Below are 20,601 nucleotides of genomic sequence, written 5' to 3'. Positions count from 1 at the left end.
TGACAGTTCGGCCAAACCGTACTGCACTGTCTCTGGAAAAGCCATGCCGTTCTGCCTGAGACTGCAACGTGGCGGAGGATGGCGCATGGACAGGACGACCGAGGGGTGGATCAGCGGTTTTCTCGGGGTGCTGATTTTCAGCGGCTCGCTGCCGGCGACCCGTGTGGCCGTGCTCGACATCGACCCGGTGTTCCTGACCCTGGCGCGGGCCACGATCGCCGGGCTCCTCGGGATGGCACTGCTCATGGGGTTGCGTCAGAAATGGCCGGCAAGGGGCGATCTCCTGCCCCTCGCCATCGTGTCGCTCGGCGTGGTGGTCGGCTTTCCGCTGCTGACGGCGCTGGCGCTTCAGCACATCACCTCGGCGCAATCCATCGTGTTCGTCGGCCTGCTGCCGCTGGCGACGGCGATCTTCGGCATCCTGCGCGGCGGCGAGCGGCCGCGGGCGGCGTTCTGGATCTATTCCTGCCTGGGCGCCGGCCTCGTGGCGGGCTTCGCCCTGCTGCAGGGCTCGGCGACGTCCCCTGTCGGCAGCCTCCTCATGCTCGCCGCCATCGTGCTGTGCGGGCTCGGCTACGCGGAAGGCGCGAAGCTGTCGCGACACTTAGGGGGCTGGCAGGTGATCTCCTGGGCGCTCGTTCTCTCCCTGCCGCTGACCGCGGGCCTGATGCTGCTCAACCTGCCGGCCTCGTGGAGCGGGATCGGCATGCCGGCCTGGGTCGGGCTTGGCTACGTGTCCCTGTTTTCCATGCTGATCGGCTTCGTCTTCTGGTATCGCGGCCTGGCACTGGGCGGCATCGCGGGCGTGTCCCAGCTGCAGCTGCTGCAGCCCTTCTTCGGACTCATGCTGGCGGCAGTGCTTCTGAACGAGACGGTCGGCTGGGGAATGGTCGCCGTCAACGTGGCGGTCATCGCCTGCGTGGCGGGGGCGAAGCGTTTTGCAACGCCTGGAACGGCAGGCCTTCGTTCAAGGAATGCGCGAGCCTGACGTGTTGCGTCCCCGTTAACCCTGTATCCGTATGGCTTCTCGCGGCGGCGACGGATTCATTGACTTGCAGGGGAAATCTTTCACTCTGCGGCAGGGACGCTGTCCCTAGAGACACGGCGGATTGGCGCTTGCTTCGGCGAGGCTGGCCAAAGGCATGATGCCGCCCCGCCGTATCGGTGAGAATCCGGTATTTCCCGTTTCAATCCGATCTTTTCAATCGACTTCCGTCCGGGCTGCCGCAGGTGGCGATGGCCCCGCGCAGCGGACGGGTCGCGAAGGCTGACCATGCTGACCGTCTACAACTGCATCGTTACGGAGCACGACCTGCGCCTCGTCGCTCTGGCGGCCTTGGTCTGCGCGCTGGCGTCCCTGACGGCCATCAACCTGCTCCACCATGTTCGCAGATCGGATCACAACAGGCAGGTGGTCTGGCTCGCCATTGCCGCCGCGTCGATCGGCTTCGGCATCTGGGCCACGCATTTCATCGCGATGCTGGCGTTCTCGCCCGCCCTGCCTACCGCCTACAACATAACCCTGACGGTCATCTCCCTGCTGGCGGCGGTCATGCTGACCGGCATCGGCTTCGGCGTGGCGCTCCTGCCGCTCCCGGCGGCTCCATGGCTGGGCGGAGCCATCGTCGGCGGCGGCATCGCCGTGATGCACTATACCGGCATGGCGGCTTTCGAGGTTGCCGGCACGGTGACCTGGGACCCGGCCCTCGTGACCACGTCCATTCTGCTGGGAGGGGTGCTTGGCGCTGCCGCCCTGTGGACGGGACTGCGCACGCTGTCGGCTCCGGCGCGCCTGGCAGGAGCGCTGCTGCTGACGCTCGCCATCTGCAGCCACCACTTCACGGCCATGGGCGCGGTCGCGATCGCACCCGACAGCGCCATCGAAATTCCGCCGTCGGCCATTCCGTCCGAGTGGCTCGCCATCGGCGTGGCGTTCGTCAGCCTCGCCATTCTCCTGCTGGCCTTCGTGGCGCTGAGCCTCGATATCCGGGAGCGCCGGCGCAGCTTTCTCGAAATGGAGAGAATGCGCGACCTGACCGATGCGGCAGTCGAGGGACTGGTTCTCTGCGACGGGGAAACCATCGTTTCCGTCAATCAGAGCTTCGCCCGGCTTGCCGGAGCTGGCCCGGAGCAGATCTGCGGGCAGGCCCTCGCCGCGTGGGTTCCGGACAGCGCCACCCGCGAGACGGTGTTCGCAAGCTTCGGGAGCCCGGTCGAGACTGAGCTGCGGCACAGCAGCGGCGCCCTGATTCCCGTGGAGCTGATCGCGCGGTCGATCAGCTACAACAATCATCCCCACAACGTCGTTGCCTTCCGCGATCTCCGCGACCGCCGGAATGCGGAGGCCCAAATTCGCTTCCTGGCGCACCACGACACCCTGACCGGCCTCGACAACCGGGTGAGCTTCGACCAGCGGCTGGATCGCGAGATCAGCCTGCACCGCAGGGCCGGGCAGAGGCTGGCCCTGCTCTGCCTCGACCTCGACGGTTTCAAGGAGGTCAACGATCTCTATGGTCATGCGACCGGGGATCAGCTGCTCCAGACCATCGCCAGGAACTTCTCCTCCGTGCTGTCGGACAGCCAGATGCTGGCCCGCCTGGGCGGAGACGAGTTCGCCATCATCGTTCCGCAGGTTACCGACCCTGCCGTCGTCGAGCATCTTGCCGACAGCTTGGTCAAAAGCCTCAAGGGTGTCGAGGGGGTCGGCATCCCGGCCGGGCTCGTCTCGGTCAGCATCGGGATCGCCTTTTACCCGTCCGATGCCAGGGACCGCACGGAGCTCCTGTCCAGCGCAGATACGGCTCTGTACCGCGCCAAGACGGAGGGAAAAGGCATCCATCGCTTCTTCGAGGCGTCGATGGGCGTTCAGATCAGGGAGCGCCGCAGCATCGATCACGATCTGCGCCACGCCATCGAGCACGGCGAGATGAGCCTGGCCTACCAGCCACAGGCACAGGTCGGAACGGGCGAGGTGAACGGCTTCGAGGTTCTGCTCCGCTGGCACCACCGGACGCGAGGCAATGTCTCACCCGCCGTCTTCATCCCGATCGCGGAGGAAAGCGGGCTGATCCTGAAGATCGGCGAATGGGTGATGCGGGCGGCCTGCCGCGAGGCGGCAGGCTGGATGAGGCCGCTCACCGTCGCGGTCAATGTCTCGGCCCTGCAGCTGACCAGTGACGGCTTCGTGGAGTTCGTTCGGCAGACCCTGGACGAGTCGAAGCTTCCGCCCGAAAGGCTGGAAATCGAAATCACCGAGACGGCGTTGATCCGCGATCCCAACCGCGCACTTCAGACCCTCCAGAAGCTGAAGGCCCTCGGGGTCAACATCGCCATGGACGATTTCGGGACCGGTTACTCCTCCCTGTCCAATCTGCGGGCCTTTCCCTTCGACAAGATCAAGATCGATCGATCCTTCATCCATGCGGTCCATGACAATCCGCAGGCTGCCGCAATCGTGCGCGCGGTGCTCGGGCTCGGGCGTGGCCTCGGTCTGCCCGTCATTGCGGAGGGGGTCGAGACCTCCGAGGAGCTCAGCTTCCTCAACATGGAGGGATGCACCGAGGCCCAGGGCTATCTGTTCGGCCGGCCGGCGCCCATCGAGGAGTTCGTGCCGCTGATCTCGAAGAACGTGGTGGTGCTTCCGAAGCCCCATCTCCGGGCAGCCCGCGACTGAGCCCGACCGGACCAGCCGTGCCGCGCCAGCAGCGGCTGCCCTACCCGCGCTTGTCCTTGTCGAACGGGTTCGACCCCATGCGCAGGGACATGCGGATCGGCGTGCCCGGCAGGTCGAAGGCCTCGCGGATGCCGTTGACGAGGTAGCGGGAGTAGCTCTTCGGCAGGGCATCGAGCTGATTGCCGAAGATGGCGAAATGCGGCGGGCGCGACTTGATCTGCGTCATGTAGCGGATCTTGATCCGGCGGCCGGACACGGCGGGCGGCGGGTTGGCATCGATGGCCTCGGATAGCCACTGGTTGAGCCGCGCGGTCGAGATGCGGGTGTTCCACTTCTCGTACACGTGCAGCACCGCCTTCATGAGCGGGTCGATGCCGCTGCCGGCAAGGCCAGACAGGGGGACGACCGGGGCGCCGCGCACCTGCGGCAGCAGGCGGGTGGCCTTTTCCTTCAGGTCGGTCAGCAGGCCCTTCTGGTCGGCCACGAGGTCCCACTTGTTGAGGCCGATCACGAGGGCGCGGCCCTCCTGCTCCACCAGATCGACGATGGTGAGATCCTGCTTCTCGAACGGGATCGTGGCGTCGAGCAGGATGACGACGACCTCGGCGAAGCGCACGGCGCGCAGCGCATCGGCCACGGAAAGCTTTTCCAGCTTGTCCTCGACCCGGGCGCGCTTTCTGATGCCTGCGGTGTCGAACAGCTTGATGGAGCGCCCGCGCCATTCCCAGTCGAGGGAGATGGAATCGCGGGTGATGCCGGCCTCGGGGCCGGTGAGCATGCGGTCTTCGCCCACCATGCGGTTGATGAGGGTGGACTTGCCCGCGTTCGGGCGGCCGACGATGGCCACCTGCAGGGGCTTGTTCGGATCATCCTCCTCGTTCTCCATCTCGTCGGGATGGGGGAAGTGAGGCATCAGAGCCTCGAACAGATCCGCCAGGCCCTCGCCGTGCTCGGCCGAGAGCGGCACGGGATCGCCGAGGCCCAGCGAAAAGGCATCGTAGGCCCCGGCCATGCCGGCGCCGCCTTCGGCCTTATTGGCGATGAGGATCACGGGCTTGCCGGAGCGGCGAACCATCTCGGCGAAGGGCCGGTCGGCGGGGAGAACCCCGGCGCGGGCATCGACCACGAAGAGGATCACGTCGGCATCCACGATGGCGGCCTCGGTCTGGGCGCGCATGCGGCCCAGGAGCGATTCCTCGGTGGACTCCTCCAGCCCCGCCGTATCGATGATGCGGAATTCGAGATCGCCGAGGCGCGCTTCGCCCTCGCGCCGGTCGCGGGTCACGCCCGGCCGGTCGTCCACGAGCGCGAGCTTCTTGCCCACGAGACGGTTGAACAGAGTCGACTTGCCGACATTCGGCCGCCCGACAATGGCGACGGTGGGCGTCATGTCTTGTCCTATCTTAATGGGTCGGTTGTCTTACTGGGTCACCTGGACCGGACCGCCGGCCACGAGAGCCGTGTAGACGGCAAGGCGCTGCCTCAAGGCTGAGGGCGTCTCGCGATCGGCGGCAATCTGGTCGAACCAGCGACCGGCATAATCCATATCACCGGCCTTAAGACCGGATAGCCCCAAGAGTTCCCGTGCGGAATGGCGCCAGGCATTGGCGGGTGCCGCGAGCGGCTCGACCGCCTGCCGCAGGGCGGCCGGTTCGGCGGTGTCGAGGCGCAGCCACGCGGCGCGAAGACGCGCGAGGTCCTTCCAGAGCGCGGGCACGGTGGAGTCGCCCGCGAGCGCGTCATAGGCCGAGGCGCCGTTCTCCGCGTTCTGCTTGCCGAGTTCGGCGGCAAGCCGGAAGCGGGCGAGCAAGGCATAGCCCGTGCCGGCATCCTCCTTCAGGACGTTCTTGAGGGCTCCTTGAGCTTCCTGACCCTTGTCCTCGGAGGAGAGGCGAAGAGCCTCCTCGTAGCGAACGGCCGCCTCCTGGGCGAGATTCTGCTGCCGGTACTGCCAGAAGCGCCAGCCGCCGACGCCGGCCACGACCAGAACGATCACCGCAATGATGATGCCGTTGTAGCGCTGCCAGATCTGGGCGAGCTGGTCGCGGCGGTATTCCTCATCGACTTCGCGAATGAACTCGTCGTTCGGGGCCATCGTGTCTCTCATGCGGCTCGGGGGCCGCCTCCTTCCATAGAAGAGGGTCGCCTAACATAGACGACCGCACATGGCGAGAGGCTTCATGCCCGCATGGGGAGAACGGATACGCCGATCAGCCAGGGATGGAGCCAGAACACGAAGGCGAGATACGCGACCGTGCCGATCACCACGGCCAGGACGTCGTTGCGCCAGCCTGCCGGCGCCGCAGTGCCGCCGTGCTGGGCCGCCACGTCCCGGCGTTTGGCGCTGATGCGGGCGAGCACCGCCCAGACGAGGAACGAGCCGAAGAGCAGGATCGACCCGAGGTCGCCGTTGGCGAGAAGATGCGCCAACGCCCAGATCTTCACGCCCGCCAGCATGGGATGCTTGAGACGGGCCTTGATGTGGCCGGGCAGGTAGGCGGCCACGAAGCAGATGAAGGCCACGAGGACGAGCAGCAGCGCAAGGTGGCGGGTCCAGACAGGCGGGTCCCAGACAGGGATGTACCCGTTGGCGCGGTACTGCCCGTAGCCGATGGAGACCAGAACGATGCCCGCGAGGGACAGGAGGGAATACAGCCCCTTGTACGGCCCCTCCCCGATCCTCCCGATGACAGCGGCCCTGGGCCCTCTCGCCATGCTGAAGGAATGGATGCCGAGAAAGAGCACAAGTCCGAGGATGAGCAGGGTCACGATGAGCCTCCGGAGGGTAGGAACTTATAGCCAGATCCCACGGGAAAACCAATCTTGACCGTTGCGAAGCCAGGGACGCGGCAAAGATGCCCATAGGCCATAGGCCGCAAGTTTCAGATCGTACACAAAGCCTTAGCCTGCTTGAACTTTTAACAGCAGGCCCCTTGCGGCACGAAAATTTCCCGGCTAGGACCCGTCAAAACCTTGCATACGACTTAAACGGCACTAGCAGCGCCGCTTCAAGTTCGATAGCTAGGCCGCAACATTTCAACCAACAGGTTCTAAGGGGGAGACAGGTGACGGCACTTCTTGGGCTATCCCGTGTCATCGACTCGATCAACGAACGCATCGGCAAGGTGGCCGCCTGGGCCATCGTGGTCGCCGTTCTGGTCTCGGCCATCAACGCCATCATCCGGCGCATCTTCGGCGTCTCGTCCAATGCCTGGCTCGAGCTGCAATGGTACCTGTTCGGTGCCGTGTTCATGCTCTGCGCCGCCTGGACCCTGAAGGCCAACGAGCATATCCGCATCGACATCATCTCGAACAAGCTCACGAAGCGCGGGCGGGACACGATCGACCTGATCGGCCATCTCTTCTTCCTGTTCCCCTTCGTGGCGTTGATGCTGTACTTGTCCTTCCCGTATTTCTTCAATTCCTATCGCTCCGGCGAGGTCTCCTCCAATGCCGGCGGCCTGCTGATCTGGCCGGCCAAGGGCCTCATCCTGCTGGGCTTCATCTCGCTTGCCTTCCAGTGGCTGAGCGAGCTCATCAAGCGCGTGGCGATCATGAATGGCCAGCTGGTCGACGAGCATGATCATGTGGGCGCCCATGCGGCCGCCGAGGCCGAGGCCGAGCGGCTGATCGCGGAGCTGGCCGACACCACCACGACCAAGGGCGGCGAGCCTCCGGGCGACGGCATCCGCTGACGCCCCTCGCCTGATCAGAATTCCGGAGTCTCACGTCCATGGCTGCATTCATTGCCCAGAACCTCGCACCGATCATGTTCGGCGCGCTGGTGATCTTCCTGCTCCTCGGCTACCCGGTCGCCTTCGCCCTCGCGGCCAACGGCCTCCTGTTCTTCTTCATCGCCGTCGAGCTCGCTCCCTATGCGCCGGCCAACATCAACCTGTCATGGCCGCTCCTGCAGGCCCTGCCGGACCGTGTCTACGGCACCATGTCGAACGAGGTGCTGCTCGCGATCCCGTTCTTCACCTTCATGGGCTACATCCTCGAACGCTCCGGCATGGCCGAGGACCTGCTCGACACCATCGGCCAGCTCTTCGGACCGCTTCGCGGCGGTCTCGCCTATGCGGTGATCTTCGTGGGCGCGCTGCTCGCCGCCACTACGGGCGTCGTGGCGGCGTCGGTGATCTCCATGGGCCTCATCTCCCTGCCGATCATGCTGCGCTACGGCTATGACCGGCGCCTCGCCTCGGGCGTGATCGCGGCTTCCGGAACGCTCGCTCAGATCATCCCGCCCTCGCTCGTTCTCATCGTCATGGCCGATCAGCTCGGCCGCTCGGTGGGAGACATGTACGAGGGCGCGTTCCTGCCCGGCATCATCCTCGCGGGCCTCTATGCCGGCTATGTGCTCATCGCCTCGCTCATCGACCCGAAGGCCGCTCCCGGCCTGCCGCTGGAGGCGGTGGGCTTTCGCGAACCCAACGGCTCGCGGGGCGTGTGGCAGCTCGGCGTCCTGGTCGTCTTCTCCGGCCTCGTCGGCTACTATGTCCTGTCGCAGACCAACACCAAGGCCGGTGCGGACTTCGTTATCCTGACGATCTGCGTCGGCACCGTGGTGGCGCTCATCTGCGCCCTCATGAACAAGATGCTGGGCGCCAAGCGCATCGCCATGTCCGCGGTGCTGACGGTTCTTCTCGTCGGCGCCTACGTGGCTCTGAACAACCAGGGCTACGAGAATCTGGCGCTGACGCTGGAGATGGTCATTGCTGGCGCCGTCTATGCGCTCATCGTCGGCATCGTCGAGCGGTTCACCGGTCTTCGGCTCATGTCGAACATGGCCCAGCAGACCACCTTCGTCATGGTGCCGCCGCTGCTGCTGATCTTCCTCGTGCTCGGCACCATCTTCATCGGTCTGGCCACGCCGACCGAAGGCGGCGCCATGGGCGCGCTCGGCTCCGTCATCCTGGCGGCGATCAAGCGCCGGCTCGACAACAACCCCAACCGCTTCAACTTCACCATCGTGCGTCAGGCCACGGAGGCGACCGCGAAGCTCTCGGCCTTCGTGCTCTTCATCCTGATCGGCGCCCGCGTGTTCTCGCTCACCTTCTACGGCGTGAACGGGCACATCTGGGTCGAGCACCTGCTGACCTCGCTTCCGGGCGGTCAGGTGGGCTTCCTGATCGTGGTCAACATCCTGGTGTTCCTGCTGGCTTTCTTCCTCGACTTCTTCGAGCTGGCCTTCATCGTGGTGCCGCTGCTCGGCCCCGCGGCCGAGAAGCTGGGCATCGACCTGATCTGGTTCGGCGTCATGCTGGGCGTGAACATGCAGACCTCGTTCATGCACCCGCCCTTCGGCTTCGCCCTGTTCTTCCTGCGCTCGGTGGCCCCGAAGGTGCCGTATACCGACCGACTCACGGGCAAGCGCATGGAGCCGGTGACCACGGGCCAGATCTACTGGGGCGCCATTCCGTTCGTGGTGATCCAGCTCATCATGGTGGCGATCGTCGTGCTCTTCCCGAACATCGTGATGCACTACAAGTCGGCCGGCCCGGTGGTCGATCCGGCGGCCGTGCAGCAGAAGCTCGACCAGCTCCTCGTGCCCGGCCTCGGCGCCCCCGGCAGCGAACCCGGCGGCCTCCCCGGCCTGAACTTCGACGAGCCGCCGAAGATCCAGTAAGGCGGTTCACGCGAGACAAGACAAAGGCGGGCTTTGCGGCCCGCCTTTTCGTTTGGGAGGGGAGAGTCCTATGCGCAGCTCGGGTGTCATACCAAGCCTCGGAGGTCACGACCTGTGCGCTTATTCGCGCAATCCGATGGGCATGTCGCTCATCCTGCTTGGAATCTACGCCCAAGCCATGCTGACGGCCCTCTCGGGCGAGCCATTCAGCGAGGACGACATAAGGCACCTTGTCCGTATCCTTGTTGAAGGTATCGGCGAGCAACCCCGGTCTCCAACCATTTAACGAGTTCGACGCAGGAGCGGTCATGCTGAAAGATTTTGGACAGGAAATATGGACAGCTGAGGGTCCTGAGGTGGTGGCCACGCTGGGATTTCACTATCCGACCCGTATGGCTATCATAAAGCTGCCTAGTAGAGACCTTTTAATATGGTCGCCCGTCGCTTTAACCGAGGACCTTCGTGCCGAGGTCGATGCGCTCGGCGAGGTTCGCTATCTCGTTGCACCCAACTCGCTGCATCACCTGTTTATCGCCGATTGGAAGGAAGCTTATCCGAACGCACGGGTCTATGCCGCTCCCGGATTGCGGGAGAAGCGCAAGGACATCGCGTTTGACGGCATATTGGACGGAACTCCTGTTCCCGAGTGGTCGGGAGAGATCGATTATATCGTGGTGCCGGGCAACGCGATAACAACTGAGGCAGTGTTCTTTCACCGCCGGAGCGGCACCGCACTCTTCACTGATCTGCTCCAGCAACTCCCGTCCAGTTGGCTTTCAGGTTGGCGCGGTCGTCGCGAAATTGGACCTGATGATTGGCCCCGAACCGTCCGTCCCACGCAAATTTCGTATTGCCTTTACCAATCGTCATGCAGCCCGCACGGCTGTCGAACGCATCCTCGCATGGCCGGTTGAAAAGGTGTTGATGGCGCATGGGACGCCTGTGACGAATGACGGCCAAGCACTTCTACGGCGCGCATTCAAATGGCTGGTAGTGTGAAGCCGTATCACGCTGAGATATCTCGGCTGCGCAATTTTATATGTCAACGGCATAGTCCAATGCCAGAGCGATAGCCTGGTCCCGCTGGTCCGAGCCGATCTAGCCAGCCCACTCAAACTCAGCCCCGAGTCACGCCCTTCGGGACCTGGTATCATTCCCGGCCGGAGCGCCAGCGGAGGGGAAGGGAATCCATTGACAAGCTCAGGGCTATGGATCCCCTTCCCGGCCCTGTGGGCCGCCGGGGATGACACCCACCGCGCGTCATGGCCGGGCTCGTCCCGGCCATCCACGTCTTCAACCGCGGCAAAGACGTAAATGCCCGGCACAAGGCCGGGCATGACGGGGAAAAGCAGAGATGACGGGCGGGAGCAGGGGTGCCTTAGCGGACTGCTGCTTCGTATTGCTCCGGCTTGAAGCCAACCAGAATCCGACCATCCAAATCGAGCACCGGGCGCTTGATCATGGAGGGATGGTGCAGCATGAGCGCCAGCGCCCTGCCCTCATCGAGACCTGCTTTGTCGGCATCCGGCAGCTTGCGGAAGGTCGTGCCGGCGCGGTTGAGCAGCGTTTCCCAGCCGACGCTTCGCGCCCAGCCCTCGAGCCGCGCCCGGTCAATGCCGTCGGCCGCGTAGTCGTGAAATGCATAAGCCACGCCCTTGGCGTCAAGCCAAGCGCGAGCCTTCTTCATCGTATCGCAGTTCCTGATGCCGTAGAGGGTGACGGCGCCTTTGGACGCCATCGCTCACTCCCACTCAATCGTGCCGGGCGGCTTCGAGGTGATGTCGTAGGTGACGCGGTTGATGCCCTTCACCTCGTTGATGATACGGGTGGCGACGCGGCCGAGGAAGGTCATGTCGAAGGGGTAGAAATCCGCCGTCATGCCGTCGATAGAGGTGACGGCGCGCAGCGCGCAGACATGGTCGTAGGTGCGCGCATCGCCCATGACGCCCACGGTCTTCACCGGGAGCAGCACCGCGAAGGCCTGCCAGATCTCGTCGTAGAGGCCGGCATTGCGGATCTCTTCCAGGTAGATCGCATCGGCCTTGCGCAGGATGTCGAGCTTTTCGCGGGTGATCTCGCCGGGGACGCGGATGGCGAGGCCCGGACCTGGGAACGGGTGGCGGCCCACGAAGGCGTCGGGCAGGCCGAGCTCGCGGCCGAGCACGCGCACCTCGTCCTTGAACAATTCGCGCAGGGGCTCCACGAGCTTCATCTTCATGCGCTCAGGCAGGCCGCCCACATTGTGGTGGCTCTTGATGGTGACGGAGGGGCCGCCGGTGAAGGAGACGCTCTCGATCACGTCCGGGTAAAGGGTGCCCTGCGCCAGGAAGTCGGCGCCGCCGATCTTCCTGGCTTCCTCGTCGAACACGTCGATGAAGAGCCGGCCGATGGTCTTGCGCTTGACCTCCGGGTCGGACACGCCCTCGAGCGCGCCGATGAACAGGTCCTGCGCCTGCACGTGGACGAGCGGGATGTTGTAGTGGTCGCGGAACAGCGTCACCACCTGCTCGGCTTCCGCTGCGCGCAGCAGGCCGTGATCGACGAACACGCAGGTGAGCTGGTCGCCGATGGCCTCGTGGATCAGGACCGCAGCCACCGCCGAGTCGACGCCGCCGGACAGGCCGCAGATCACCCGGCCGGTGCCGACCTGGGCGCGGATGCGCTCGATGGCCTCCTCGCGGAAGGCCTTCATGGTCCAGTCGCCCCGGCACCCGGCGATGTCGCGCACGAAGTTGCGGATGAGCTGGGCACCCTGCGGGGTGTGCACCACCTCCGGATGGAACTGGACGCCGTAGAACCTGTGCTCCTCGTCGGCCACGACGGCGAAGGGCGCATTCTCGGAGGCCGCCAGAACCTCGAAGCCCTCGGGCAGCTTGGTCACCCGGTCGCCATGGCTCATCCAGACGGGATATTTCTTGCCGACCTGCCAGACGCCCTGGAAAATCGGGCTCTCAGTCAGAACCTCGATCTCGGCCCGGCCGAACTCGGAATGGTGGCCGCCCTCGACCTCGCCGCCGAGCTGCGCCGCCATGGTCTGCTGGCCGTAGCAGATGCCGAAGACGGGCAAGCCTGCCTCGAAGACCTCCTTCGGCGCCCGGGGCGATGCATCCGTGGTGACCGATTCCGGTCCGCCCGAGAGGATCACGCCCTTCGGCTTCATGGTCCGGATCGCTTCCGCCGCCTTCTGGAACGGAACCACCTCAGAATAGACCCCATCCTCGCGCACGCGCCGGGCGATGAGCTGGGTCACCTGGGAGCCGAAATCGATGATCAGGATCTTGTCGTGCGTCTGGGTCATGGTCTCTCGCGTGGGCCCTGAGGGAAGGAGCGGAAAGCCCCCGTGCTTTACCCCCATATCGCTGCGGATGTCATGCCTTTTGAGGCTTGAGGCTCCCACGTCCCACGATTTTGATGGCTTGGCGGCCCGGTTGCGGACACGCGGCCTCGTCAAGCAGGAGCCCCGGCTGCCGCGAAGACAACCGGGGCTCTGGTCATTGCTGGGAAGACTGGCCTTCTAGAACACCATAAAATCGTTGTTCTTCAGTCCAAGCCCTCGGCTCAGTTGGGCGAATTGGATTTGGGCGGCAGCCCCGTCGCCGTCGGGGTCGTAATAAAGCGCGCCCGTCGCGCGGTTGTAGATGATGCGATCGTTGCCGTCATGGGCCTCGGCTCCCCTGTAGAAGGCCGCCTGTGCGAGACGGCCTGTGGGCCCTACTTCCGTGAAGATCGCATCGTCGAGGCGGATCGTATCGTTTTTGACGGAGAATTCTCTAATCCGGTCCACGTTCTCTGCGGCATTCAGAGCGCTGTCGAACTGGAATGAATCCCGCCCCGCATCTCCCCATAACACATCGTTGCCGTAGCCGCCGTTGATCCGATCATTTCCCGAACCGCCGAAGATCGTATCATTCCCGCCATTGCCGCTGAGCCTGTCGCTTCCCGCCTGCCCTTGCAGGTTGTTTGACGCCTCATCGCCTATGAGCCTGTCGCCGAAGCGGGTGCCGACAAGACCTTCTATTGAGACATAGCTGTCACCGGCTGCGTTGCGGCCCTGGTTCAATGCGGGATCCGCCAAGTTCGCGGTCACGCCGAGACGGCCGTCGTGATAGACATCGTAGCGGGCGAAGTCGAACCCGTCACCGCCATTGAGGATATCGGCACCGCGTCCGCCGACCAGGACGTTGTTGGCAGCATTGCCGATAAGCGTATCGGCAAAGTCGCTCCCCTGGAGGCCCTCGATCGAGATATAGGTGTCGCCCGCTGCATGCCCCGTGTTCAAGGAAGGATCCGCGAGGCTGGCTGTCACGCCGGTGGGATCCGCCTTGTAGCGCGCGAAGTCGAAGCCGCGGCCTCCGTTGAGAACATCCGCACCGGCGACGCCTTCAAGAACGTTGCCGCGGGAGTTGCCCGTGAGATCGTCGTCGAAACGACCGCCCCTGATGCGCTCGATAAGCGAATATCGGTCGCCTGCGGCCTCTCCGGTGTTCACAGCCGGATTGCTGAGGCTCACCGTCACCGAAGTTGCTGCATCCCGATAATCGGCCCAGTCTTCTCCGGGTCCGCCATTGATGCGATCACGACCTGGGCCGCCGCGCAGGAGGTCATCGCCCAATCCGCCGTTTAGGACGTCGTTTCCCCGCCCGCCGACAATGGTGTCGTCTCCTCCGAGGCCATTGAGGGTGTCTCTCGATCTCGTTCCCCTCAGGGCATCGTCACGATTTGTGCCTATGCGTACCGCCACTGTTGTATCTCCCTGGCAGTCGCCCCCGCTTTGAATTGTTTTGTTGCGGCGAGCTTAGATGCATTTGGAAGAGCAGCAATGTCTCTTAATGCCTAGACCTGCCAGTCACCTGGCAAAGCCTTAGGCAAATTCATCATGTGGCCAGAATTACTTCTCATCCTCCTCCTGTCCTAAGCACGAATACTGCCGGTTGACCTCTTTGAGCAGCACTTCAGGAGTAATTCCGGAGAGTTCGCGGTTCAGGGCCGGGAGCCTTTCTGGAGGATCGCGACAAAGAAGCCGTCGGTGCCGGTCAGGCGGGGCGTCAGTTGAAGTCCATGGGTCGTGATGCGGACCTGATCGGCGAGAGCGCCGAGGCTGGCGGAACCGGGCAACTCGTGATGTGGCAGGGCCTTGAATCCGTCATGACGTTCCAAGAATTCCGAGAGCGCATCGTCGTTCTCCTCGGGCAACACCGAGCAGGTGATGTAGACGATGCGGCCGCCGAGCTTCACCAGACCTGCCGCCCGGTCGAGCACCGTCGCCTGCTCCTTGCGCCGGGTTTCCAGGCTTCCCGGCCGGAGGCGCCACTTAGCATCCGGGTTGCGCCGCCAGGTGCCGACACCCGTGCAGGGCGCGTCCACGAGGACGCAGTCGATGCGCCCGTCGAGATCGGACACCGCGTCGGCCTTGTTCCGGGGCGTGCGGACCTGGACATTGCGAACACCGGCTCGGGTCAAGCGTTCATGGATCGGCGCGAGACGGCGCGCATCGTTGTCGGTCGCGTAGATCTGCCCGTGGTTCTCCATCAGGGCGGCGAGCGCCAGGGTCTTTCCGCCGCCGCCTGCGCAGAGATCGACCACCTGCTCGCCGGGCTTGGCCCCCGACATGAGGGCCACGAGCTGCGATCCCTCGTCCTGGATCTCGACCCAGCCTTTCAGGAATTCCGGCTCCGACTGTACGGCCGGCCCGCGCCCGTCCTCGCCCGGCATAATCCGCAGGCCCAGCGGTGAGAGTGGCGTCTCGACGGCGCCCAGATGCGGCAGGGCATCGTGCGCCTCCTCGCGGGATGACACTTTCAGGGTGTTCACCCGCAGGTCCAGGGGCGCCCGGGTGGCAAGCGCCTGCATCTCCGGCACGAGATCATCGCCGAAGAGGCGCTGGAGCGAGGGCGCGATCCAGTCGGGGAAGTCACCGGCCACGTGAGCCGGTGCGCCGGAGAGATCGGCCATGTCCAGCCGGGAACGCTCGTCGTCGGAAAGCGCCTCGGGAGCAAAGCGCTCGCCCGAGCAGAGCGCCGCGACAGCCCCCACGTCGAGCCCGCGCTGCAGCCGCAGCATGCCGAGCACCACGGCCCGGGGCGTATTCTCGCCCATAATCCAGGCGGCGGAGGCCTTCCGGCGCAGGGCGTCGTAGACGAGGCTGGCGATGGCGGCCCTGTCCTTGGACCCAGCGAAGCGGTGCGAAAGACCCCAATCCTTGAGAGCGTCGGTGGCCGGGCGACGCCGGGCGTCGATATCGGCCAGGACCTCGATGGCGGCGGAGATGCGGGCGGCAGGTGTCATGAGAAAAGCACACTCGAGCTTGGCCGTAGATACGACACAAAGTTTCCTATTTTCCGTCAGGATCAAACGTGACTTGAGAGAGCACGTGCATTCCGCACGATTCCTCTTTTGGAGACCAACCTCATGTTGACCCGCCTGACCCGCGGCCTTGTCGCCCTCGGCCTCACTCTCGCGATCGCCGCCTGCGCCACGGCCCCGGCTGCCGACATCCAGCCGCCTCCGATGAAGCAGCTCGACGCCAAGACGCAGCTCGAGAGCGGCCGGAAGTACTAAACCTCTCGCAACCTCATCCTGAGGAGCCGCGAAGCGGCGTCTCGAAGGAGGGTCCAGAGAACACTGGAGACGCCCTCGTCCTTCGAGACGGACCTGACGGTCCTCCTCAGGATGAGGGCTCCTGGAGAGCTTTCTATAACTCCCCTGCCGCTAAACGCCAGCCTCCGCCGTAAAGATGCGGATGCCGAAGATCACCCACATGGCGGCCAGGATCAGCACGCCGACCACGAAGGCCATGAAGCGCCAGGAAACCTTGTTCGAGGTGACGTGGATGCCCGCATGGACCAGCCGGCTTACCACGAACATCCAGGCCATCACCACGAAGAGCATATTGGCCTTGCGGGTGATCAGCGCCAGGGCCACGAGGGCATAGAACAGCACCGGCAGCTCGAACTGGTTCTGATACGAGTTCTGGAACTGCAGAATGCGGTTGGGCCAGACGCGCTCGCCCAGCGCGATGTCCCTCACCTTCAGCTCGCCGGATCTGAGCGTCGCTAAGCGCGAGCGGCCCATCCAGAACAGCAGTATGAGGGTAAGCCCGACCTGGACGAGGACGGGCAGGATGACGGCGGAGATGCTCATGTGTCGGAACTCGCGTAAAGCTTAGCTGCGAGTCGGGTAGTTAGGGCTTTCCCGCGTGATCGTCACGTCGTGGACGTGGCTTTCGCGCAGGCCCGCAGAGGTGATGCGGATAAACTGCGCCTTGTCGCGGAATTCCGGCAGGGTCGCGGCGCCCACATAGCCCATGGAGGCGCGAAGGCCGCCGGTGAGCTGGTGCAGGACGCCCGACACGGGGCCCTTGTAGGCCACCTGCCCTTCGATGCCCTCCGGCACGAGCTTGAGGGTGTCGCGCACTTCCGCCTGGAAGTAGCGGTCGGCCGAGCCACGGGCCATGGCGCCCACCGAGCCCATGCCGCGATAGGACTTGTAGGAGCGGCCCTGGTAGAGAAAAACCTCGCCGGGGGTCTCGTCCGTGCCGGCGAGGAGCGAGCCCACCATGGCGCAGGAGGCGCCGGCGGCCAGCGCCTTGGCGAGGTCGCCCGAGAACTTGATGCCGCCGTCGGCGATCACCGGGATGTCGGCCCCTGCCGCCGCCTCGACGGCCTCCATGATGGCGGTGAGCTGGGGCACGCCGACGCCTGCCACGATGCGGGTGGTGCAGATGGACCCCGGTCCGATGCCGACCTTGATCGCATCAGCGCCGGCATCGATGAGCGCCTGGGCGCCTTCCCGGGTCGCCACGTTGCCGGCGATCACCTGAACGGCGTTGGAGAGCTTCTTCACCCGGGTGACGCTCTCGAGCACCTTCACGGAATGCCCATGGGCGGTGTCGACCACCACCACGTCGCAGCCGGCGTCGATCAGACGCTCGGCACGCTCGAAGCCCTGCTCGCCCGTGGTGGTGGCGGCCGCCACCAGAAGGCGGCCTTGAGAATCCTTGGCGGCGTTCGGATAGGCCACCTGCTTCTCGATGTCCTTCACGGTGATCAGGCCGATGCAGCGGAAGTGATCGTCGACCACCAAGAGCTTCTCGATGCGGAACTGGTGCAGGAGATGGCGAGCCTCGTCCTGGCTCACGCCCTCGCGGACCGTGATCAGCCGGTCCTTGGTCATGAGTTCGGAGACCTTCTGGCCGGGATTGCTGGCAAAGCGCACGTCGCGGTTGGTCAGGATGCCGACGAGCTTGCCCTTGGCGCCCGCGGGGCCGCGCTCGACCACCGGGATGCCCGAGATGCCGTGATGCTTCATCATGGACAGCGCATCGGCCAGTGTCTCGTCGGGGTGGATGGTGATGGGGTTCATCACCATGCCGGACTCGTAGCGCTTGACGAGGCGCACCTGCTCGGCCTGGGCCTCAGGCTCGAGATTGCGGTGGATGACGCCCAGCCCCCCGTTCTGGGCCATGGCGATGGCCATGCGGGCTTCCGTCACCGTGTCCATGGCGGAGGCGATGATCGGCATATTGAGACGGATGGTCTTGGTGAGCTTGGTGGCGACGTCCACATCGCTGGGCAGAACTTCGGAGCGGCCGGGCCGGAGCAGCACGTCATCGAAGGTCAGTCCCTCGATGATCTTATCGGCGAATACAGAGGCCATGGCCAACTCCTTGAGGTGCTGCGCGGATGAGAAAATAACGCTTTGGCGAGTTGGCACGGGTCCGTAGCACGGGGTTTCGTTTTCGCAAAGGGCCGAGCGCCGCATCCACAGAAGATCTGCAATGCGCGCCTTGGGCCTTTGCAAGAAGGTTGCCGAGCGCCAGAGCATTGGACCCAAAGGTGGACTTGCACTTTTGGGTCCAATGCTCAATTTTTAAGCAGCGCATCGTTGGAGCGAAAAACCGGGTCCACTTTTTCGCACGATGCGCTATGTCCGGCGGTCATGCGTCAATCCCGCCTTCTCCCGCTGATCATCGCGACGGCCCTGTTCATGGAGAACATGGATTCGACCGTGATCTCCACGTCCCTGCCGATGATCGCGCAGGATCTGGGAACGGAACCCATCGCCCTCAAGCTCGCGCTGACCTCCTATCTGGTGAGCCTCGCGATCTTCATCCCGATCTCGGGCTGGATGGCCGACAAGTACGGGGCGAGGACGATCTTCACCGCCGCCATCGGCGTGTTCATGGCGGGCTCGCTCGCCTGCGCCTGGGCCAATTCCCTCGAAGGTTTTGTATTCTACCGCTTCGTCCAAGGAGCCGGCGGAGCCATGATGGTGCCGGTGGGGCGCCTCGTGCTCCTGCGCAGCGTCGCCCGCAGCGAGGTGGTGCAGGCGCTGGCAACACTCACGATCCCAGCCCTTATCGGCCCCATCATCGGGCCGCCGCTCGGAGGTCTCATCACGGAATTTGCCCACTGGCGCTGGATCTTCTTCATCAACATCCCGATCGGGATCCTCGGGATCGTATGCGCCTTGAGGTTCGTGCCGAACATCAAGGAAGACGACACGCCGCCCCTCGACCTCATCGGCTTCCTGCTCACCGGAGTCGGATTCTCCCTGCTGATGCTCGGCTTCTCCACCACCGGGCAGCATCTCGTCCCGATCGATGTGTCTATCGGATGCATGGCCATCGGAGCCGCCAGCCTGGTTCTTTACGTCTTCCATGCCAAGCGTACCGCCTACCCGGTCCTGCACCTGAGTCTTCTGAAGGTGCCCACCTTCCGGGCGAGCGTCGTGGGAGGCTCGCTCTTCCGCATCGGCATCGGGGCGATCCCGTTCCTCCTGCCGCTGATGCTGCAGGTGGGCTTCGGCTTGAGCCCCCTCGCCTCGGGCTCGCTCACTTTCATCGGGGCCGTGGGCGCGCTGTTCATGAAGACCATGGCCAAGCGCATCCTCGAATGGACGGGCTTCCGCCGGCTGCTCACGATCAATGCCTTCATCGGGGCCGCTTTTGTCGCAGCCAACGGGTTCTTCACCCCCGAGACGCCGCACTGGCTCATCATGATCGTCCTGCTCGTCGGCGGCTGCTTCCGCTCGCTCCAGTTCACCAGCCTCAACGCCATCGGCTATGCGGAAATCTCCAACCGGGAGATGAGCTACGCCACCAGCCTGGGAAGCGCCCTGCAGCAGGTCTCGCTCAGCATCGGCGTCGCGTTCGGCGCCTTCGTGCTGGAAATGGCCTCTTCGGCGGACGGCACGCCCGGGATCAGCGCGGCCGATTTCGGCCCGGCCTTCTGGGCCGTCGCCGCCATCTCGGCTCTGTCCGGCTTCGTCTTCACCCGCCTGTCCCCGACGGCCGGCGCAGAGATGTCGGGGCACCGGGCCGTGGAACGGAAGCCCCCCGCAACGGGCCTCGGCGACGGCACTACAAATCTCGGTGAGGAGGTAGAACGGCGATAGGATTGCTTTACCATGGCTTCTCGCCCAGGAGGCTCCCATGGATCAGCGCATCATCGACCTCTACGACGACTTCACCCATGGCGGCATGAGCCGCCGTTCCTTCATCGACAAGCTTGCGGCACTCGCCGGCAGCACGGCGGCGGCAACGGCCCTTCTGCCGATCCTGCAGAACAACTACGCCCAGGCCCAGACCGTGCCGGAGACCGACCCGCGGATCACCACGGAGACCGTGGACATCCCCGGCGCTCAGGGCCTCAAGGGCTATCTGGTGAAGCCGAAGGATGCCTCGGCCAGGCTGCCGACGGTGATCGTCATTCATGAGAACCGCGGCCTGAACCCGCATATCAAGGACGTCACCCGGCGCATGGCCACCGAAGGCTTCATCGCCTTGGGTGTGGACTATCTCTCGCCCATGGGGGGCACGCCCGCCGACGAGGACAAGGGCCGCGAGATGATCGGCCAATTGAAGCAGCCCGACGTTATCGCCAACGGCAAGGCGGCGGTGGCCTATCTCAAAGGCCGCCCGGACGGCAACGGCAAGGTCGGGGCCATCGGCTTCTGCTGGGGCGGCGGCGCGGTGAACAACCTCGCGGTCAACGAGCCTAACCTGAACGCGGGGGTCGCCTATTACGGCGGCCAGCCGAAGGCGGAGGACGTGCCGAAGATCAACGCTGCCATCATGCTGCACTATGCGAGCCTCGACGAGCGCATCAACGCGGGCATTCCGGCCTACGAGGCGGCCCTAAAGCAGGCGGGCAAGACCTACGAGATCCACCTTTACGAGGGCGCCAACCACGCCTTCAACAACGACACCAACACGGCGCGCTACGACAAGACGGCCGCGGATCTGGCGTGGAGCCGGACGGTGGCGTTCTTGAAGAAGAACTTGGCTTGAAACCTCACA

At 64.6% G+C, this 20,601-nt stretch carries 16 protein-coding genes and 1 pseudogene; 8 read left to right on the top strand and 9 right to left on the bottom strand.

The genetic code is table 11. The features are described from left to right. Nucleotides 1-85: 85 nt before the first annotated feature. Together AC0QTX_RS03840 and AC0QTX_RS03835 are read left to right on the top strand one after the other, a co-directional pair. Nucleotides 86-988 carry a DMT family transporter gene (locus AC0QTX_RS03840; RefSeq protein ID WP_474602501.1) on the top strand — a complete coding sequence of 301 codons (903 nt, stop codon included), beginning with the start codon at nucleotides 86-88 and terminating at the stop codon, nucleotides 986-988. Nucleotides 989-1,273: 285 nt separating this feature from the next. Further along, nucleotides 1,274-3,673: a bifunctional diguanylate cyclase/phosphodiesterase gene (locus tag AC0QTX_RS03835; protein WP_474602500.1), complete on the top strand. Its 2,400-nt coding sequence runs from the start codon at nucleotides 1,274-1,276 to the stop codon at nucleotides 3,671-3,673. 40 nt (nucleotides 3,674-3,713) lie between these two features. On the opposite strand, the gene der is transcribed toward AC0QTX_RS03835, so the two are convergent. The 3 genes from der to AC0QTX_RS03820 form a co-directional block, all read right to left on the bottom strand. After that, nucleotides 3,714-5,063 (bottom strand): ribosome biogenesis GTPase Der, encoded by a 1,350-nt coding sequence (gene der, locus AC0QTX_RS03830; protein WP_474602499.1) that lies wholly within the window; start codon nucleotides 5,061-5,063, stop codon nucleotides 3,714-3,716. A gap of 30 nt (nucleotides 5,064-5,093) precedes the next feature. Beyond that, nucleotides 5,094-5,768: a tetratricopeptide repeat protein gene (locus AC0QTX_RS03825; protein ID WP_474602498.1), complete on the bottom strand. Its 675-nt coding sequence runs from the start codon at nucleotides 5,766-5,768 to the stop codon at nucleotides 5,094-5,096. A gap of 83 nt (nucleotides 5,769-5,851) precedes the next feature. Then, nucleotides 5,852-6,442: an NnrU family protein gene (locus AC0QTX_RS03820; protein ID WP_474602497.1), complete on the bottom strand. Its 591-nt coding sequence runs from the start codon at nucleotides 6,440-6,442 to the stop codon at nucleotides 5,852-5,854. A 296-nt stretch (nucleotides 6,443-6,738) separates the two neighbouring features. Here AC0QTX_RS03820 and AC0QTX_RS03815 point away from each other — a divergent pair, with 296 nt between their 5' ends. The 3 genes and pseudogenes from AC0QTX_RS03815 (at nucleotide 6,739) to AC0QTX_RS03805 (ending at nucleotide 10,301) form a co-directional block, all read left to right on the top strand. Then, nucleotides 6,739-7,368 (top strand): TRAP transporter small permease subunit, encoded by a 630-nt coding sequence (locus AC0QTX_RS03815; protein WP_474602496.1) that lies wholly within the window; start codon nucleotides 6,739-6,741, stop codon nucleotides 7,366-7,368. A 38-nt stretch (nucleotides 7,369-7,406) separates the two neighbouring features. Then, entirely contained in the window at nucleotides 7,407-9,302 is a 1,896-nt protein-coding gene (locus AC0QTX_RS03810; RefSeq protein ID WP_474602495.1) for a TRAP transporter large permease, read from the top strand. A 308-nt stretch (nucleotides 9,303-9,610) separates the two neighbouring features. After that, nucleotides 9,611-10,301, top strand: a pseudogene (locus AC0QTX_RS03805) (DUF4336 domain-containing protein). A 379-nt stretch (nucleotides 10,302-10,680) separates the two neighbouring features. Here the strand turns inward: AC0QTX_RS03805 and AC0QTX_RS03800 are convergent. From AC0QTX_RS03800 to AC0QTX_RS03785, 4 genes are all read right to left on the bottom strand, one after another. Beyond that, nucleotides 10,681-11,040, bottom strand: a complete 360-nt coding sequence (locus AC0QTX_RS03800) for an ArsC family reductase (RefSeq protein WP_474602494.1) — start codon at nucleotides 11,038-11,040, stop codon at nucleotides 10,681-10,683. A gap of 3 nt (nucleotides 11,041-11,043) precedes the next feature. Next, entirely contained in the window at nucleotides 11,044-12,600 is a 1,557-nt protein-coding gene (guaA, locus tag AC0QTX_RS03795; protein WP_474602493.1) for a glutamine-hydrolyzing GMP synthase, read from the bottom strand. Between the two features lie 216 nt (nucleotides 12,601-12,816). Beyond that, nucleotides 12,817-14,043, bottom strand: coding sequence for a calcium-binding protein (locus AC0QTX_RS03790; protein ID WP_474602492.1), 1,227 nt, complete (start codon nucleotides 14,041-14,043; stop codon nucleotides 12,817-12,819). Between the two features lie 239 nt (nucleotides 14,044-14,282). Beyond that, nucleotides 14,283-15,587 (bottom strand): RsmB/NOP family class I SAM-dependent RNA methyltransferase, encoded by a 1,305-nt coding sequence (locus AC0QTX_RS03785; protein ID WP_474602491.1) that lies wholly within the window; start codon nucleotides 15,585-15,587, stop codon nucleotides 14,283-14,285. A 123-nt stretch (nucleotides 15,588-15,710) separates the two neighbouring features. Here AC0QTX_RS03785 and AC0QTX_RS03780 point away from each other — a divergent pair, with 123 nt between their 5' ends. Then, nucleotides 15,711-15,860, top strand: a complete 150-nt coding sequence (locus tag AC0QTX_RS03780; protein WP_474602490.1) for a hypothetical protein — start codon at nucleotides 15,711-15,713, stop codon at nucleotides 15,858-15,860. Between the two features lie 150 nt (nucleotides 15,861-16,010). Here AC0QTX_RS03780 and AC0QTX_RS03775 read toward each other — a convergent pair whose 3' ends face one another. Beyond that, a complete protein-coding gene (locus AC0QTX_RS03775; RefSeq protein WP_474602489.1) occupies nucleotides 16,011-16,442 on the bottom strand; it encodes an MAPEG family protein in 432 nt (143 codons plus the stop codon). A gap of 21 nt (nucleotides 16,443-16,463) precedes the next feature. Continuing rightward, the gene (guaB, locus tag AC0QTX_RS03770; protein ID WP_474602488.1) at nucleotides 16,464-17,957 is read right to left on the bottom strand and encodes an IMP dehydrogenase; all 1,494 of its coding nucleotides are present in this window, start codon (nucleotides 17,955-17,957) and stop codon (nucleotides 16,464-16,466) included. A 282-nt stretch (nucleotides 17,958-18,239) separates the two neighbouring features. Between guaB and AC0QTX_RS03765 the strand changes: the two genes are divergently transcribed. Together AC0QTX_RS03765 and AC0QTX_RS03760 are read left to right on the top strand one after the other, a co-directional pair. Next, a complete protein-coding gene (locus AC0QTX_RS03765; RefSeq protein WP_474602487.1) occupies nucleotides 18,240-19,697 on the top strand; it encodes a DHA2 family efflux MFS transporter permease subunit in 1,458 nt (485 codons plus the stop codon). 37 nt (nucleotides 19,698-19,734) lie between these two features. Beyond that, nucleotides 19,735-20,592, top strand: a complete 858-nt coding sequence (locus AC0QTX_RS03760; RefSeq protein ID WP_474602486.1) for a dienelactone hydrolase family protein — start codon at nucleotides 19,735-19,737, stop codon at nucleotides 20,590-20,592. Nucleotides 20,593-20,601: the final 9 nt, after the last annotated feature.

This window comes from Microvirga sp. jy35 (assembly GCF_056148915.1).
The sequence above is the reverse complement of the archived record's forward strand: the minus strand, read 5'-3'. Positions and strand labels throughout refer to the sequence as shown.

Coding starts and splice junctions, on each gene's coding strand:
- AC0QTX_RS03840 (WP_474602501.1), top strand. CDS start 86: ATGGACAGGACGACCGAGGGGTGGATCAGCGGTTTTCTCGGGGTGCTG.
- AC0QTX_RS03835 (WP_474602500.1), top strand. CDS start 1,274: ATGCTGACCGTCTACAACTGCATCGTTACGGAGCACGACCTGCGCCTC.
- der (WP_474602499.1), bottom strand. CDS start 5,063: ATGACGCCCACCGTCGCCATTGTCGGGCGGCCGAATGTCGGCAAGTCG.
- AC0QTX_RS03825 (WP_474602498.1), bottom strand. CDS start 5,768: ATGGCCCCGAACGACGAGTTCATTCGCGAAGTCGATGAGGAATACCGC.
- AC0QTX_RS03810 (WP_474602495.1), top strand. CDS start 7,407: ATGGCTGCATTCATTGCCCAGAACCTCGCACCGATCATGTTCGGCGCG.
- AC0QTX_RS03800 (WP_474602494.1), bottom strand. CDS start 11,040: ATGGCGTCCAAAGGCGCCGTCACCCTCTACGGCATCAGGAACTGCGAT.
- guaA (WP_474602493.1), bottom strand. CDS start 12,600: ATGACCCAGACGCACGACAAGATCCTGATCATCGATTTCGGCTCCCAG.
- AC0QTX_RS03785 (WP_474602491.1), bottom strand. CDS start 15,587: ATGACACCTGCCGCCCGCATCTCCGCCGCCATCGAGGTCCTGGCCGAT.
- AC0QTX_RS03780 (WP_474602490.1), top strand. CDS start 15,711: ATGTTGACCCGCCTGACCCGCGGCCTTGTCGCCCTCGGCCTCACTCTC.
- AC0QTX_RS03775 (WP_474602489.1), bottom strand. CDS start 16,442: ATGAGCATCTCCGCCGTCATCCTGCCCGTCCTCGTCCAGGTCGGGCTT.
- guaB (WP_474602488.1), bottom strand. CDS start 17,957: ATGGCCTCTGTATTCGCCGATAAGATCATCGAGGGACTGACCTTCGAT.
- AC0QTX_RS03765 (WP_474602487.1), top strand. CDS start 18,240: ATGCGTCAATCCCGCCTTCTCCCGCTGATCATCGCGACGGCCCTGTTC.
- AC0QTX_RS03760 (WP_474602486.1), top strand. CDS start 19,735: ATGGATCAGCGCATCATCGACCTCTACGACGACTTCACCCATGGCGGC.